Raw genomic sequence first — 15,759 nt, 5'->3', positions numbered from 1 at the left:
ATCCGACCCGATGCCGACCACCCGCCGAACCCTGCTCGCGGGCCTCGCCGCCTCGGCCGTGCTGAGCCGCCCCGCGCGCGCCGCCGCGACGCTCCGCATCGGCTACCAGCGCTCCTCGACGCTCGTCGCGCTGCTGCGCCAGGACGGGAGCCTGGAACAGGCCCTGTCGGCGCAGGGCGTCGGCCTGTCCTGGCACGAGTTCACCAGCGGCCTGCCGATCATGGAGGCGCTGAATGCCGGGTCGATCGACGTCTCGGCCGACGTCGCCGACACGGTGCCGGTCTTCGCGCAGGCGGCCGGCGCGCGCATCACCTACCTCGCGCAGGAAGCGGCCTCGCCGGAGGCGCAGGCGATCCTGGTGCCGAAGGACTCGAGCCTCCGCTCGGTCGCCGACCTGAAGGGCAAGCGGATCGCCGTCACCAAGGGGGCGGGCAACCACTTCCTGGTCCTCGCCGCCCTCAAGGAGGCCGGCTTGTCCTTCAAGAGCATCACGCCGGCCTATCTGAGCCCGGCCGATGGGCGGGCCGCGCTGGAGAGCGGGGGCGTCGAGGCCTGGGCCGCCTGGGATCCGTTCCTGACCGCGGCGCAGAAGCAGGCGGGCGCGCGCATCCTGCGCGACGGGACCGGGCTGTCGCTCTACAAGCGCTACTACCTCGCCGCCGATTCCTATGCGGCGGCGAACGGGGCGGTGCTCGGAATCCTCTTCGCGAAGCTCGCGCAGACCGGGGCCTGGGTGAAGGCGAACCCGGACGAGGCGGCCGCGCGGCTCGCGACGCTCTGGAAGCTCGAGCCCGACATCGTCCTCGCGGCGAACGCCCATCGCAGCTACCGGGTCGAGCCCGTCACCCGGGAGGGCCTCTCCGAGCAGCAGACCATCGCCGACGCCTTCCGGGCCGAGGGGCTGCTGCCGCGCGCCGTCGACACCGGCGCCCTCGGGATCTGGGCGCCGCCCGTGCGCTGACAGGTCCGGCCCCGCCTCAGGCGGTGCCGAGGAGGTCCAGGATGGCCCGGCGATCGGCGACGACGCCCGGATCCTCGCGGTGGCGCGGATAGGGCCGGTCGCACGGGATGTCGGCCCGGATCCGGGCCGGGCGGTCCGAGAAGACGAGGATGCGCTGGGCCAGCATCAGGGCCTCCTCGACGTCGTGGGTCACCAGGAGGGCGGTGAAGCCCTTGTCCTGCCACAGCCGCACCAGCTCGGCCTGCATCGCCAGGCGGGTGAGCGAGTCGAGCTTGCCGAGCGGCTCGTCGAGGAGCAGCAGCGGCGGCGCGTTGACGAGGGCCCGGGCGAGCGCCACCCGCTGCGCCATGCCGCCCGAGAGCTGGTGCGGGAAGGCGTCGGCGAAGCCGGACAGCCCGACGAGGGCCAAGGCCTCCTCGACGCGGCCACGCTCCGCCCTGGCGCGCCCGCGGGCCTCCGGCCCGACCGCGACGTTGCCGATGACGCTGCGCCAGGGATAGAGCGTCGGGTCCTGGAACACGAGGCCGCGGGACGGGTGGGGACCGCGCAAGGGCACGCCGTCGACGGCGATCCGGCCCTCGTTCGGCGGCTCGAGCCCGGCGGCCAGACGCAGCAGCGTCGACTTCCCGCAGCCCGAGGGCCCGAGCAGGGCCACGAAGGCGCCGGGCGCGACGTCGAACGAGACGCCGTCGAGGACCGGGAGCGGCGCCTTCTTCAGCGCGAAGGCGTGGCGCACGTCGCGCAGCGACAGGGCGGCGCCGCGGGCGGGCGCGGGACCACCTGCCAGGATCGGGGCAGGCGCGTGGGACGGGGCGATCAGGCCGGCTACCATTGGACGAGGCCCTTCTGCCAGGACAGGAGACGGTCGCGCAGCCGGAACAGCAGGGTGATCAGGCCCGAGCAGGCCAAAGCCATCACGGCGAGCGCCGCGTACATGTTGGCGTAGGCCGCCCACCCTTGCGCCCATTGCAGGTACCAGCCGAGGCCGGCCTTCACGCCCAGCATCTCGGCCACCACCAGCACCGCGAAGGCGCTGCCGAGCCCCATGAACAGGCCGACGAAGACGTGCGGCAGGGCCGCCGGGATCGCCACCCGGAGGATCAGGAAGCCCTCGCGGGCGCCGAGCGTGCGGGCGACGTCGTAATAGGCCTTGTTGACCCCGGCGATGCCCGACCAGGTCAGCACCGTGACCGGAAAGCCGGTGGCGAGCGCGACGAGGAAGGTCGAGGCGGCGCCGCTCGACGGGAAGACGAAGAAGGCGAGCGGCAGCCAGGCGGTGGCCGGCAACGGGCCGACGAAGCGCAGGACCGGGTGCACCCAGTAGCCGACGCTCCGCGACCAGCCGATGGCGACCCCGAGGGTGAAGCCGGTGAGCGCCCCGAGGGCGTAGCCGCCGGCCAGCAGCCGCAGGGAGTGCCAGACGCTGTCGGCGAGCCGCGGGTAATCCTCGACGAAGACCTCCAGGATCGCCTGCGGCGGCGGGAAGAACGGCATCGGCAGCCAGCCGGCCTTGGCGGTCGCCGCCTCCCACAGGCCGGTCAGGCCGGCGAGCACGACGAGCCAGGGCGACCAGCCCTGGACCCGCCGGGCGAGGCCGGCCTCGCCGGGACGCAGGAAGCCGGCCGCCAGGAGCAGGGCGCCGAACCCCGCGAAGCCGGCGGCGAGCTCGCGGGTGAGGCCGAAATCGCCCAGGTCGGCTGGCAGGGCCACGAGGGCGGCAAGGCCGATCCAGGCGGCGGAGGCCGCCACGGAGGCCGTGGCGGGCAGGAAGGCGGGGCGCCGGACGGCCGCCCCCGCCCGGGCGAGCGCGATGTCGCTCATGACCGCCGCCTTCAGCTCAGGACGTCGGCGGTGACGCGCTCGGCGAATTGCCGGGCGTCGGTGCGGGCGCGGATGACCTTCACGATCTTCAGCTCGTCGACGTAAGCCGCGATCTGCTGCTTGAGCTCGGCCCCGAGGGGATGGTGGTGATGGGTGTGGCTGCGCAGCATCGCGGCCAGCTCCTCGACCGAGCCCTTGCCGCCGTAGCCGGCAAAGACCTTGGCGGCGTAGGCGGGATCATGCGCGACTGAGGCGCCGGACTCCAGCAGCGCCCGGGTGAGCGCGGTCGCCACCGGGCGCTCGTCGCGCACCAGCGAGCCGCGGACCGCCAGGACGCAGCAGGTGCGGTCGCGGTACTCGGCCGAGAGGTTGTTGGCGACCTCGGTGAGGCGGGTGTCCTTCATCCACAGGAAGGTGCGGGGATCGCCGTCGGCGAGCGCCTGGGCCTCGCCCTTCTCGACCGCGAGATTGAGGAGGTCGAGGGGATAGACCCGCCACTCGACGTCGCGCTCGGGGTCGATGCCGCGCTTGGCCAGGAGCAGGCTGAAGAAGTTCTTGGCCGGCGAGGCCTGGTCGCTCACCGCGATCACCTTGCCCTTCAGCGCCTCGAGGCTGGTCGCCCCGGCGGTGGTGGCGCCGAGCAGCCGCATGCAGCCGCCGTGGATGCCCGCCGTGACCTTGACGTCGAAGCCCTGCTCCAGGGGCTTGAGCCAGCGCAGCGCCATGCCGATGCCGGCATCCGCCTTGCCGGTGGCGATCGCCTCGAGGAGCTGCTCCGTCGAGCCGCCGAAATTGACGAACTCCACGTCGAGCCCGTGCCGGGCGAAGACGCCGCTCTCCTTGGCGACGGGGGCCGCCGCGGTGCAGATCGCCGAGGCGTTCCAGGCGAGCTTGATCGGGCGCAGCGCGCCGGCGGGCGCCGGCCCCTCGGCGGCGACCCGGCAGATCGGCGCCCCGTCGAGACCCGGCACGGGCAGGAGCCCGGCGGAGGAGGGCGAGCCGACGAGGCCGAAGGGCGTCGCGAGGCCGAGGGCGCCGGCCCGGGCGAGGAAGCGGCGACGGGTGTGGAGAGGCTTAGGCAGCGTCATCGTCGGGGGTCTTCGCGGGGGGAGGATCAGGCGGCGCGGGCGGGTGCGTCGGGCGCGCGGTGCTCGATCGTGCCGCGCACGGCCTGGGGCGCGCGCAAGAGGTTGAGGATCGGGCAGGCGCGGTCGACCTCCGCCTCGAGCCGCGCCACCGCCTCCGGCGAGGCCGGCGAGACGATCCGCACGGTGTAGGCGATGTCGTGCGGGCTGACCGGCACCGCCTCGAAGCCCGGGCGCCCGGCCCGGGCCTCGAGCTGGCCGCTCACCGCGACCTCGATCGCCTCGAGGGGCACGCCGAGGCGCGCGGCCTGGATCAGGTAGGAATGGGCCAGGCAGCTGCCGAGGATGCCGAGCTGCAGTTCCGGCGAACCCGGCCCGAGGTCGTAGCCGGCGAAGTCCGGCGGCGAATCCGTCACGACCTGATGGTCGCGGATCCGGATCCGGCGCACGCCGCTGCGCCCCTCGACGGTGACGCGCGCGGAAAGCGGCACCGGCCCCAGGCTGCCGGCCTCGATCCGCGCCTCCCGTGCCGCCACCGCCGCGCGTTTCTCCGCCAAGTATTCGTTGAGCGACGTCATGCCGACCTCATGCATTCAGGGCGCCGATATTCGCCGCATCTGATCTGTCGTGATGCGTCGATCTTGTCGCCGCCGATGAGGATCGTCAACGAGACGGGATTGCTTTTATCTTCGGGTTTGTTGGAACAGGTGTGCGAGACCTGATGCGCCGACAGAAGGATTCTTCTCGGAGGGCCGGTTCTACCGTCCGACTGCTCGGCAAGGCGCCCGGATCGGAGGCCGGTTTGCGCTCTCGCCCCGCTCAGCCTTCGGGACAGCGTGCCGCGATGCCCGCGACGACCTCGTCGACGATGGCGTGCAGCTCCGAGGGCGCCACGCCGTCGCGCGCCTGGATCGAGATGCCCTGCATGACGGCGGCGAGGTGCCGGGCGAGCGTCTCCGCGGGATCGTCCTTCGCGAAGGGAGACAGGGCCTGCACGATCCTCGCGCGCAACGCCTCCCGCCGCGCGGCGGCGTCGCGGGCCAGGTCGGCATGGTCGGGATGACAGGCGACGAGGCCGCTCGAGATCATGCAGCCGCGCTCGAGCGGGCGCTGCGTCACGGCCGCCACGGCATCGGTGAGCAGCCGCCGCACCGCGTCCGGCAGCGACGCCGCCGACTGGATCGCCGCCACGTCCAGGCCGCCCCGCGTCTCCTCGTAGCGCGCCATCGCGCGCTCGTAGAGGCCCGCCTTGCTGCCGAAGGCGGCATACAGGCTCGGGGGCGCCACGCCGATCGCCTTCGTCAGGTCCCCGACCGACACGCCCTCGTAGCCATGGCGCCAGAACAGCAGCATCGCGGTGTCGATCGCCGCATCGCGATCGAAGCTCCACGGCCGGCCGCCGCGCACCTTGCCGCCCTGTTTCATAGCGATCACTAAACGACGCTTGACGCCCCAGGTCAAGGAGATAGGCTAGCGATCACTAAACAGCAGGACCCGCTCCATGGACCAGACCCGTCGCCACCTCGTGACCGCCCTCGCCGCCCTGGGCGCGGCGGCCCGGGCCGGGGCGCCCGACGGGACCCGCACGGACGGGTCCTCCCGGGAGGATGGCCGAGAAGGCCTTCACCGCGCGCTCGGCCGACGGCACGGTGCCGGCGGGCGAGGCCGCGGGCGACGAGGGGGCGCCCGGGATCCTGTTCATCAGCCTGTTTGACTTCCGAGAACGGTATCGCATGGGCCTGATCTATCCCGTCCACGACCTCATCCTGAGGTGCTGGCGATCGAAGATCGCACGTGAAAGGAGCCTCGAAGGAGTACTCCAGATCTCACAGTGATGACTGGACGTCTCCTTCAAGGTCAGTCGATCTTCAATCGTGCGCGATCTCCGATCGCCTTCACCTCAGGATGCGGTTGAGGGTGGGATAAATCTGGCACGCACGTCAAACAGGCTCTCAGAACAGAGCGGAACGGACTTCGCCCTATCCGCACTCGCCGGAGTGAGAACGGCTCTCACGGCTCTGAACGGCGATCGGCGCCGAGCCCGGACTCCCACCTGGAGCGCTTTCGCCTCTTCAGGCAAGGATGCCGGTCCGGCGTCGATCCCCGCGCCGGGCGCGACGTCGGAGCGTCCCGCGGCATCCTTACGCCGGCATGCAGAGTGCGCGTGCCCCGGTACCCGCGGGCGGCCGCGGGCGCGGCATCGCCGCGGCCGGGCAGGGCGGCGGATCGTCGTCGTCGTCCCGGCGGCCGGGGCGTCCGGACCGGCGCAGGGCCGCCAGGCCGCGCGGCCGCCTGCGCGGCGGCTCACGCCGCGCCGGAAGACCGGCGGCTCCGCCATCGAGCTGGGCCAGGGCTGCGAGCACGGCGTCGACCGGGACCGGCTCGGCCCGGCAGCCCGCCAGGCAGCGCAGGCCCGGCGCGTTCTCCAGCGCACAGGCATCCGAGGCCCAGGACGCCAGGACCGCGCGCTTCTCCGCCCGCGACAGGTGCGGGTGCGCCACGACCTCGCGCGGATGGCGAAAGACGTCGCCGGGCGCGACGAGCGCCTGCCACGCCTCGAACGCGGCCGGATGGCCGGCGGGCGGGTTCATGGGGCCGGAGGTCATCGGACCTGACGTCATGAGCCCGGAGGTCATCGGGCCGGAATTCAAGGGACCGGAACGGGTGAGGTGCATCTCCATCGTCGACACGGGTCATCCTCCCTGATGGCGCGTGGCCTTTCACGGCACGAAGCTCGTCCCCGGGGGCGGGCCGCCCCCGGGAGGTCGTTCGTCGGCGGGGTGGCGCAGAGCCCAGGCGGGCCCGGTTTCACGCAGCCTTCGTGCGGTTCTCGACTTGAGCCGGCGCGCTCTGGGTCAGCGCGTTCTGGGCCGGCGCGTTGTCCTGCCCGCGCGCGGCCTGCAGGCCGCCGATGGCGATGCGGCGCGGCTTGAGCGCCTCCGGCACCTCGCGCTTGAGCTCCACGGTCAGGAGCCCGTGCTCCAGGACCGCGCCGGTGACCCGCACGTGGTCGGCCAGGTTGAAGGTCTGGCGGAAGGCGCGCGCCGCGATGCCCCGGTGCAGGTACTGGCGCTCCCCATCCCGGTCCTTCCGCTGGCCGGTGACGACCAGCGTGGTGTCGTGCTGGGTCAGTTCGATCTCGTCCTGCGTGAAGCCGGCGACCGCCATGGTGATGCGGTAGGCGTCCTCCGCCACCTTCTCGATGTCGTAGGGCGGCCACTGCGTCGAGGGCTCGACGCGGGCGGCCTGGTCGATCAGCGCGAACAGGCGGTCGAAGCCGACGGTGGACCGGTAGAGCGGAGCGAAGTCGAAGGTCCTCATGACCACATCCTCCTGGAGAGCAACGTGATGACGAGGGCCGCCGGACGGCCTGTCCGGCGCCCAACGCGCGAGCCCGTTCGGGCCTCGCACGCGCGTAACGCCCCAGGCGAATGTGAGTTCCAGGCTCGCGCGAGATTTTTTCGCTGCGGCGACCTCCCCGACTTCGGGCGGCGAGGGCAGCCGCGGTTCCCGATGCCGCCGCGCGGCAATGCCGGCGGCGTGCGGTCTGGCGCGGGCCATCCAGCCGGCTGAGAACGAACGGGGCCGTCCGCTCATCACCGATCACGGAACCGGACGGCCTCGACCCACGTTCTCGCTGCTATCGACAGCAAGCTGTCATTTCGACAGGAGGCTGAGGATGGAACATTCGACCGATCCCGCTTCGAAGATTCCTTCGGAAGACCGCCTCCGGGCGCGCCGTGCCTGGTCGGGTCTCGTGATCGAGGTGTTTCGCCTCAACGGCGACCTCCTGGAGGCGGGCGACACCCTCGTGGAGGATCTCGGGCTGACCAGCGCCCGCTGGCAGGTGCTGGGGGCCGTCGACCTCGCCCCGGCCCCGCTGCCCGTCGCGCACATCGCCCGCAACATGGGCCTGGCCCGCCAGTCGGTGCAGCGCCTCGTCGACGACATGCTGGCGGAGGGGCTGGTCCGCCTCGCGCCCAACCCCCACCACCGCCGCGCCGCGCTCGTGGCGATGACCCCGCGCGGCGAGGCGGCCTACCGCGAGGCCATGGCGCGCAAGGACCTCTTGGCGGACGCGCTGGCCGAAGGCCTGGCGCCGGAGGCTCTCGAAGCGGCCGGCGCGCTCCTGCGCGTCCTCCAGCAGCGGATCGACGCCGGCCGCGGCCGCATCGCCTCCCTCGCCACCACGACACGCCAGGAGACCCGAGGATGACCGACGCCACCGCCTCGCCCGGATACGACGCCGACGTGATCGTCGTCGGCGCCGGACCCATCGGCCTGACGACCGGCTGCGCCCTGCGCCATCACGGCGTCTCGTGCCTGCTACTGGAGCGGCGCCAGGCGGAGAAGGCGTATTCCCGCGCCAACAACCTGTGGGCGCGGCCGCAGGAACTGCTCGCCAGCATCGGCCTGCGCGACGCCCTGGCGGCGGACGCCTACGCGATCCACACCATCAACTTCTTCGTCAACGGCACGCCGACGGCCCCCATTCCCATCGCCGACGTCGCCAGTCCCTATCCGGAGGTCCTCTACAGCGCGCAGAACGTGATCGAGCGGACCCTGGCCGAGGCGTTCGCGGCGCGGGGCGGCCGGCTGGAGCGCGGCGGCACGGTCGTCGACGTCGTTCCCGACGAGGCGGGCGTCACCGTCATCCTCGCGCGAGGGGAGGGGGCGCCGGAGGAACGGAGGCGATGCCGCTACCTCGTGGCCGCGGACGGCGCCAGGAGCACGATCCGGCCGCTGCTCGGCCTCGACTTCGAACCCGAAGGGCTGCAGGGCTGCATGAACCGGCAGGTGGATGCCAGGCTGTCGTGGCGCCGCTCGCCGGAACCCGACCAGCTCTGGTTCTTCTATTACGAGCGGGGCTTTGCCGGCATCCTGCCGGTCTCGGGCGGCTACCACCGGCTGTTCTTCCTGGCCGACGACACCGGCGTGCCGGACCGCGACCCGACCCTCGACGAGATGCAGGCGGTGGCGCGCGAGGTCACGGGCGACGAGACCCTCACCCTGAGCGACCCGCAATGGCTCACCCACAGCCGCTTCGCGTACGGGGTCTCGCCCGGCTACGCGCGCGGCCGCGTGGTCCTGGCGGGGGATGCCGGGCACCTGTCCCTGCCGATCGGCGGCCAGGGCATGAATGCGGGCCTGCACGACGCGGTCGAGATCGCGTGGCGGCTCGCCATGACCTTGCGGGGGCAGGCGGCGCCGGTCGTCCTCGACTCCTACGACGGCGAGCGGGGCGGCGAGCACGCCCGGCTGAGCGCCCAGCAGGCGCGCGGGTTCCGGTGGACGGTCTATCGCGGCCCGGTCGCCGACACGGTGCTGGGGCTCGCCGCGAAGGCGTTGCCGAAGCTCGGCTCGCTGCTCCAGGGGACGGACGACATGCAGCAGATGGGCGTGGCCTATCCCGGGAGCCTGCTCAACGAGGACCGCCTGTCCGGGCTGACGCAGCGGCTGCGCCCGGGACCGATGCCGGGCGAGCGTGCGCCGGACGCGCAGGTGACGGCCGGGGGCCGGACCACGACCCTGTTCCCGTTCCTCTACAACCCGGACGGATGGACCACGGGCTGGGCGCTCCTGTGCTTCGACGGCCGGTCGCCGGCCCCCGGCGCCTCGCTGCTCGAGGCCGTCGAGGCCGTCGCGCCCTGGCCCTGGGTGCGTCCGCGCCTCGTCCTGGCCGGCCCGATGGTCGAGGGCGGTGATGTCCCGGTGCTCTCGGACATGGATGGCAGGGCGCATGGCGCCTACGGGCTCGAGGGCAGGCCGGCCCTCGTGCTGATCCGCCCGGACGGGCACATCGCCTTCCGGGGCGACGCCGACCGGACCGGCCACCTGCAGGCATATTGCCTCAGGGTCTTCGGTGCGGCCCCCGGGGATGCCGGGCCCGTCAGCGGGCGGACGGAGCCGGCCCTGGCGACCTGACCGGGCAGCGGCGGCCGCGCTCCGCGGTCAGGCAAAACCCCTCCGACCGCCCTCTCGTGCCGCGTCGGCGCCGGCCGGCTCAGGCCGATCCGGCCGGCGCCCGCGCGAGACGCGCCGCGACGGTGTCGAAGGCCTTCTGGTAGACGCCGTGATGGACCTGCGGGATCAGCACGAGGTCGTCGGCCGGGGAGGCGGTCCAGTCGCCGAACCAGGTTCCGAAGGTGTGGCCGGCATCCGTCACCGGCCGCAGGCGCGGGCCCGAGACGTAGTGCAGCCACGGCATCGGGCTCTTCGTGATGCGGTACGTGTAGGAGCGCGTCCGGTCGCAGAGCTGGATCAGCTCCTCGTTGAGGTGGCCCTCGCCGAACAGGAAGTCGCGCACGCCCGACACCTTGTCGGGGCGCACGCCGCCCAGCATGTGCATGCGCGTGATGTCCTCGTGCCAGGCCGCCATGCCGGCGAAGTCGCGGATCGTCGCCCAGACCGCCTCGACCGGCGCCGGGATCACCGAGGAGCAGAACACCTTGTGCGGCGGCAGGCCCTGCCAGCGCGCGGCGCCCGCGGGCATCCCGGGCCGCTCGCGGGCGATCTTCGCCTTGAGCGCGTCCCAGCCCGCCTTGAACACCCCGTCGGCGATGATCCCGGCATAGCGGCCGGCATCCTCGGGCCGCTCGTCGAAGGTGGCCTCCCACTCGGCGAAGGTGGAATCGCCGTTGGTGACCGGGATCAGCGTGACGCGGGCGAGGTACTCCGTCACCGGGAAGGCCGGCGTCTCGAAATTGTAGCTGAAGCTGTAGCGGTGGTCGTCGAGGGAGAGCAGCCGCTCGCGCACCAGGGTGCCGTCGCCGAGGCGGAAGGCGCGCACGCAGCCGACCACGTCGGCGTCGAGCCCGTCCTCGATCCGGCTGTCGGTGATGCCCGGCACCCAGGACGGCAGGCCGTTGAAGTCGCGGATGAGCGACCACACGGTCTCGACCGGGGCCGCGATGATCGTGGAGGCGTAGGCGCGGGCCATCAGCGGGTCTCCGGGAAGGCGATGGACTTGAAGGCGCGGGTGCGCTCGGTGAGCGCCGTCTCGGCCGGCAGGCGCTCCATCGAGGAGGCGCCGTAGAAGCCGTGGCACAGGCGGGTGTTGGCGAGCACGTAAGCGGCGTCCTCCGGGGTCGCGATTGGGCCGCCGTGGCAGAGCACGATCACGTCCGGGCGCACGCGCCGCGCCGCCTCGGCCCAGGCGTCGATCAGGGCCGGGCAGTCGGCCAGCGTCAGCGCCGTCTCGGCGCCGATCGCCCCGCCGGTGGTGAGGCCCATATGCGGGACGATGATGTCGGCGCCCGCCCGCGCCATCTCGGCCGCCTCCTCGGCGCTGAACACGTAGGGCGTGGTGAGCAGGTCCTTGGCGTGGGCCAGCCGGATCATGTCGATCTCGTGCCCGAACCCCATGCCGGTCTCCTCGAGGTTCGCCCGGAACGTGCCGTCGATGAGCCCCACCGTCGGGAAGTTCTGGACGCCGGAGAATCCGAGCCCGATCAGCTCGTCGAGGTAGTGATCCATGATGACGAAGGGGTCGGTGCCGTTGACCCCGGCGATGACGGGCGTGCGGCGCACCACGGGGAGCACCTCCCGGGCCATCTCCTTCACGATCTCGTTGGCGTTGCCGTAGGCGAGCAGCCCCGCGAGCGAGCCGCGCCCGGCCATGCGGTAGCGGCCCGAATTGTAGATCACGATCAGGTCGATGCCGCCGGCCTCCTCGCACTTGGCGGAGAGGCCGGTGCCGGCGCCGCCCCCGATGATGGGCTGGCGCCGGGCGATCATGGCGTGGAACCTCGCCAGGAGGTCGCGGCGGGCGTGGCGGGGCATGGGCTCAGGTCCTCTGATGCAGGGCGTCCAGGAAGGCGCCGACGAGCGCCTGCGCGAAGGCCGGATCGTTGATGGCGGCGTCGACCTCGACGAGCCGCCGGTTCGGGGCCGCGCGCCAGCCGTCGCGGATCGCCGCGAACAGGGCCGCGTCGGCCTCCGGGTCATGGAAGGGCAGCCCCGGGACGTCGATCGCCGAGACGCCGCGAAGCGGCAGAAGGAAGCGCACCGGTCCCTCCATGCGGTTGAGCCGCTCGACGATGAACGCGCCGATCGCCCGGTTCTCCTCCGGCGTGGTGCGCATCAGCGTCACCTGCGGGTTGTGGACGTAGAGAGTCCGGTCGCGGTAGCGCGCCGGCACGGTCTCCCGGGCGCCGAAATTCACCATGTCGACGGCCCCGACCGAGCCGATATAGGGGAGCCGCGTCCGGATCGCGGCGCCGAAGCGGTCCGCCGTGCAGGGGAACACGCCGCCGAACAGGTGGTCGGCGACCTCGGTGGTGGTGATGTCGAGGAGGCCGGCGAGCAGCCCCGAATCGGCGAGCTTCTCCATCGACTGGCCGCCGGTGCCGGTGGCGTGGAAGACGTAGGTCTCGTACTCGGCCGCCAGCGCCTCGCGGACCTGCGTCACGCAGGAGGTGGTCACGCCGAACATCGTGAGGCCGAGGCCGGGCTTGTCGGCCGGTGCCGAGGGCGGCGTGCGCAGGGCCATCCCGGCCGCCGCGTGGGCGGCGTTGCCGATCACCCGGCGCGAGATCGCGTTGAGGCCGGCGATGTCGACGACCGCGTACATCAGCGCGATGTCGCTCGGGCCGACATAGTCGGCGGTGTGGCCGGAGGCGACCGTCGAGACGACGAGCTTCGGCACGCCGACCGGCAGGGACCGCATCGCCTGCGTGACGAGGGCGGTGTTGCCCGAGCCGCCGAGGCCGAGCACCGCCCCGATGTCGTCGCGCGTCGCGAGGAAACGCGTGAGGGCGTCGGCCATCGCGGCGACCGCCGCACCGCGGTCGCGGCCGCCGAGCACCGCGTCGGCACCCTCCGGATGGTGGGCGGCGACCTCACGGGCCGGCACGTCCGCCAGCGCCGAGGCGCCGAGCGTGCCGACATCGACCAGCACGGCCCGCGCGCCCGCTGCCCGGGCGACATCGCGGGCATAGAGCAGCTCGGCCTCCTTGGTGTCGCAGGTGCCGACGACGTAGACGACGCTCATCGCGCTCCTCCCTCCGGTGTTCTTGTTTGTCAGTGCTTCCCTGCGGCGACGCCCAGGTAGCGCCGCTGCAGGTCCTCGTTGCCGGCAAGCTCTGCCGCCCGCAGGGTCGCGGCGATGCGGCCGGTCGCCATCACGGCGACCGTGTCGCAGACGGCGGTCGCCATGCGCAGGTTCTGCTCGACCAGGAGGAGCCCGATGCCCTCCTGGGCGAGGCCGCGCAGCACCTCCGCCAGGTGGTCGACGATCACCGGCGCCAGCCCCTCGGAGGGCTCGTCCATGATGACGAGCCGCGGGTTCATCAGGAGCGCGCGGGCGATGGCGAGCATCTGCTGCTCGCCCCCCGAGAGCTGCGTGCCCCCGTTGCGCCGCCGCTCGGCGAGCCGCGGGAAGGTCTCGTAGGCCCTGGCCCGGGTCCAGCGGGCGCGCGGGCCCTGCTCGACGAGGCGCAGGTGCTCGTCCACGGTCAGCGACGGGAAGGTGCGCCGTCCCTGCGGCACGAGGGCGATTCCGGCCCGGGCGATGCGGTTCGGCGCCCGCCCGATCAGGCGCGCGCCGTCGAGGCTGATCTCGCCCCGGCCCGCGACCAGGCCCATGATCGCCCCGCACAGGGTCGTCTTGCCCATGCCGTTGCGCCCGACGATGGCGACCGGCGCCCGGTCGACCGCGAGGTCGACGCCCTGGAGGATGTGGGCCTGCCCGAAATGGACGTGGAGGTCGCGCACGACGAGCATTCGCTGGCCCCCTCACTGCCCCTTGCCGAGATAGATCGCCTGCACGGTCGGGTCGGAGCCGATCCGGTCGGGCGTCGCCTCGACGGCGACCGCCCCGTCCTTCATCACCGTCACGATGTCCGAGGCCGGCAGCGCCACGTCCATGTCGTGCTCGACCAGCACCAGGGTGAGGCTGCGCGGCAGGTCGCGCAGCAGCGCCAGCAGCTCCGGCCGGTCGCCGGGCGAGAGGCCGGCGGCGGGCTCGTCGAGCATCAGCACCTTCGGGTCGCAGGCGAGCGCCATCCCGACCTCCAGCTGCCGGCGCTGGCCGTGCGAGAGGTCCGAGACCGGCCGCTCCGCGAGATGCGCCAGGCGCATCCGTTCGGCGAGCGCCCGGGCGCGGACGAGGTCGGGGTCGTTGCGCCCGGGCCGGCGGAACGAGAACCGGCCCGGCCGGCCGCCGCGCACCGCGAGGTAGAGGTTGTCGAGGACGCAGAGCCGGTCGAAGAGCAGCGAGGTCTGGTAGGTCCGCCCGATCCCGAGCCGCGTGCGCCGGTGGGCCGGCAGACCGGTGATGTCCAGGCCGAAGAACGCGATCCGCCCCTCCGTCGGCGGGAAGTCGCCGCAGACGAGGTTGAACAAGGTGGTCTTGCCCGCGCCGTTGGGGCCGAGGACGGCCCGGCGCTCGCCGGCCGCCACGCGCAAGGAGACGCCGCGGACGGCATGCAGCGCGCCGAAGCGGCGGCCGATTCCGGTGAGCGCGAGGGCGGGTTCGGGGGTCATGCGGGGCTCGCTCGAGGGCGCGGGGCGCCCGCGCCGGGGCGCGGGCATGGGTGCGGGCATGGGTGCGGGGCTGCGTCAGGTGCCGGCGATGCAGCCGGTATTGCCGCGCGACGGCGCCCCGAGGGCGAGGAAGCGCTCCTCCGGCACCCCGAGGGTCTGGGTGATCGCGGGCGCCCGGGCGAAGGCGACCGTCACGGGCTTGCCGTCCCGCTCCTCGATCTTGGTCAGGAAGATGTCGGACACCGCCTGCCGGTTGTGGTCGAGGAAGACCTCGGCCCCCATCGGGTTCTTGAAGCGGCGCTTGGCCAACGCCGCCTGGAAGGCCTGCTGGTCGCCCGAGAGGTCGCCCCGCACCTCCTCCAGCGCGCCGAGGATGCCCTGGAGGTTGGTGGTGTAGTTCACCCCGTGGATCGACGGCGACTGGAACCCGCCCTCGTTCGCCCAGCGCTTGCGGTAGCGGGCGACGAAGTCGTTCCAGTTCGGGTCCTCGTTGACGTCGGCGATCGGGCCGCCGCTGACCATGCCGACCATCAGCTTGCGGTGGGGGCCGCGGGCCGACATCATGGTCTGGTCGGCCATGATCGAGCCGCCGATGATCGGCAGGGCGCCGCCGGCCTGCGCGTACTGGGTCATGAAGGCGAGGCCGTCGGTGCCGCCATGGACCACCACCAGGGCCCCGGCGCTCTTCGGGATCTGGGCGATCTGCGAGGCGAAGTCGGTGGTCCCGAGGGGCGACCACAGATAGGTCGCCCGGCCGCCGGCGCGGCAATATTCGAGGCTGAAGCCGAACACCTGGGCGTACGGGAAGGCGTAGTCGCCGGCGACGACGCAGACCTCCTCGATGCCCATCGTCTTGCGGACGTGGTTGCCGACGCCGGCCATCCACTGGGTGCCGTCGGTGGAGAACCGGAAGAAGTTCTTCGAGGGATTGCGCAGGGTGGTGTCGGCGGCGGCCGACGAGCCGTTGACGATGGTCTTGCCGGTGAGGGTGGCGGAATAGTCCTTCAGCGCGATGCCCTCGGCGCCCGAGAGCGGCCCGAGCACGATGTCGACCCCGTCCTGCTCGACGAGCTTGCGGGCGCGGGCGAGCGCCACGTCGGCGCGGGCGTTCGAGCTCTCGCGGATGAACTCGATGCGCCGGCCGCCGGCCGTGTGGTTGATCCGCTCCAGCTCCATCTGGACGCAGCGGAACGAATCCTGGCCGCCGGTGGCGAAGGGTCCCTCCAGGGTGGTGAGACCGCCGAGCTTGATCGGCGCGTTCTGGGCGATGGCCGGGGCCGGGAAGGCGCCCGCGAGGGTGGCAGTGCTCAAGCCGGCGAGGGCCTGGCGGCGGGTCAGCGTCGTCATCGTGCGTCCTCCATCGGCCCCGATCGTCCGGCCCGGCGCGCGGGGCCGTCCCCGCCGGGC

General features: G+C 72.9%; 17 protein-coding genes. 4 read left to right on the top strand and 13 right to left on the bottom strand.

What is annotated here, in order from left to right; translation table 11 throughout:
* The first annotated feature begins 10 nt into the window (after window positions 1–10).
* Entirely contained in the window at window positions 11–961 is a 951-nt protein-coding gene (locus tag EU555_RS05825; protein ID WP_135413726.1) for an aliphatic sulfonate ABC transporter substrate-binding protein, read from the top strand.
* A gap of 16 nt (window positions 962–977) precedes the next feature.
* Here the strand turns inward: EU555_RS05825 and EU555_RS05820 are convergent, their stop codons facing one another.
* From EU555_RS05820 to EU555_RS05800, 5 genes are all read right to left on the bottom strand, one after another.
* Complete coding sequence (locus EU555_RS05820) at window positions 978–1,793, bottom strand: ABC transporter ATP-binding protein (RefSeq protein WP_135413725.1); 816 nt, start codon at window positions 1,791–1,793, stop codon at window positions 978–980.
* Entirely contained in the window at window positions 1,787–2,782 is a 996-nt protein-coding gene (locus EU555_RS05815) for an ABC transporter permease (RefSeq protein WP_135413724.1), read from the bottom strand. The genes EU555_RS05820 and EU555_RS05815 overlap by 7 nt, the downstream gene beginning before the upstream one ends.
* A gap of 11 nt (window positions 2,783–2,793) precedes the next feature.
* A complete protein-coding gene (locus tag EU555_RS05810; protein ID WP_135413723.1) occupies window positions 2,794–3,870 on the bottom strand; it encodes an ABC transporter substrate-binding protein in 1,077 nt (358 codons plus the stop codon).
* Window positions 3,871–3,896: 26 nt separating this feature from the next.
* Window positions 3,897–4,445: an OsmC family protein gene (locus tag EU555_RS05805; protein WP_135413722.1), complete on the bottom strand. Its 549-nt coding sequence runs from the start codon at window positions 4,443–4,445 to the stop codon at window positions 3,897–3,899.
* Between the two features lie 241 nt (window positions 4,446–4,686).
* Window positions 4,687–5,292, bottom strand: a complete 606-nt coding sequence (locus EU555_RS05800; protein ID WP_135413721.1) for a TetR/AcrR family transcriptional regulator — start codon at window positions 5,290–5,292, stop codon at window positions 4,687–4,689.
* Between the two features lie 182 nt (window positions 5,293–5,474).
* Here EU555_RS05800 and EU555_RS05795 point away from each other — a divergent pair, with 182 nt between their 5' ends.
* A complete protein-coding gene (locus EU555_RS05795) occupies window positions 5,475–5,702 on the top strand; it encodes a hypothetical protein (RefSeq protein WP_135413720.1) in 228 nt (75 codons plus the stop codon).
* A 306-nt stretch (window positions 5,703–6,008) separates the two neighbouring features.
* Here EU555_RS05795 and EU555_RS05790 read toward each other — a convergent pair whose 3' ends face one another.
* Window positions 6,009–6,473 (bottom strand): nucleoside-diphosphate kinase, encoded by a 465-nt coding sequence (locus EU555_RS05790; RefSeq protein ID WP_245524159.1) that lies wholly within the window; start codon window positions 6,471–6,473, stop codon window positions 6,009–6,011.
* A gap of 202 nt (window positions 6,474–6,675) precedes the next feature.
* Window positions 6,676–7,188 (bottom strand): Hsp20 family protein, encoded by a 513-nt coding sequence (locus tag EU555_RS05785; RefSeq protein WP_135413718.1) that lies wholly within the window; start codon window positions 7,186–7,188, stop codon window positions 6,676–6,678.
* A 358-nt stretch (window positions 7,189–7,546) separates the two neighbouring features.
* Here EU555_RS05785 and EU555_RS05780 point away from each other — a divergent pair, with 358 nt between their 5' ends.
* Window positions 7,547–8,083, top strand: a complete 537-nt coding sequence (locus tag EU555_RS05780) for a MarR family winged helix-turn-helix transcriptional regulator (protein WP_135413717.1) — start codon at window positions 7,547–7,549, stop codon at window positions 8,081–8,083.
* Entirely contained in the window at window positions 8,080–9,792 is a 1,713-nt protein-coding gene (locus EU555_RS05775; protein ID WP_135413716.1) for an FAD-dependent monooxygenase, read from the top strand. The genes EU555_RS05780 and EU555_RS05775 overlap by 4 nt, the downstream gene beginning before the upstream one ends.
* A 79-nt stretch (window positions 9,793–9,871) precedes the next feature.
* On the opposite strand, the gene EU555_RS05770 is transcribed toward EU555_RS05775, so the two are convergent.
* From EU555_RS05770 to EU555_RS05745, 6 genes are all read right to left on the bottom strand, one after another.
* Window positions 9,872–10,807, bottom strand: a complete 936-nt coding sequence (locus tag EU555_RS05770) for an SRPBCC family protein (RefSeq protein WP_135413715.1) — start codon at window positions 10,805–10,807, stop codon at window positions 9,872–9,874.
* Window positions 10,807–11,649: a phosphoenolpyruvate hydrolase family protein gene (locus tag EU555_RS05765; protein WP_135413714.1), complete on the bottom strand. Its 843-nt coding sequence runs from the start codon at window positions 11,647–11,649 to the stop codon at window positions 10,807–10,809. Before EU555_RS05765 ends, EU555_RS05770 begins: the two co-directional genes overlap by 1 nt.
* 4 nt (window positions 11,650–11,653) lie before the next feature.
* A complete protein-coding gene (locus EU555_RS05760; RefSeq protein ID WP_135413713.1) occupies window positions 11,654–12,859 on the bottom strand; it encodes a Tm-1-like ATP-binding domain-containing protein in 1,206 nt (401 codons plus the stop codon).
* A 29-nt stretch (window positions 12,860–12,888) separates the two neighbouring features.
* Window positions 12,889–13,590: an ABC transporter ATP-binding protein gene (locus tag EU555_RS05755; RefSeq protein WP_135413712.1), complete on the bottom strand. Its 702-nt coding sequence runs from the start codon at window positions 13,588–13,590 to the stop codon at window positions 12,889–12,891.
* A gap of 12 nt (window positions 13,591–13,602) precedes the next feature.
* Window positions 13,603–14,352, bottom strand: coding sequence for an ABC transporter ATP-binding protein (locus EU555_RS05750; RefSeq protein WP_135413711.1), 750 nt, complete (start codon window positions 14,350–14,352; stop codon window positions 13,603–13,605).
* 75 nt (window positions 14,353–14,427) lie between these two features.
* A complete protein-coding gene (locus EU555_RS05745) occupies window positions 14,428–15,699 on the bottom strand; it encodes an ABC transporter substrate-binding protein (RefSeq protein ID WP_135413710.1) in 1,272 nt (423 codons plus the stop codon).
* Between the last annotated feature and the right edge of the window lie 60 nt (window positions 15,700–15,759).

It is taken from the genome of Methylobacterium nonmethylotrophicum, from assembly GCF_004745635.1.
Lineage (GTDB): Bacteria > Pseudomonadota > Alphaproteobacteria > Rhizobiales > Beijerinckiaceae > Methylobacterium > Methylobacterium nonmethylotrophicum.
The sequence above is the reverse complement of the archived record's forward strand: the minus strand, read 5'-3'. Positions and strand labels throughout refer to the sequence as shown.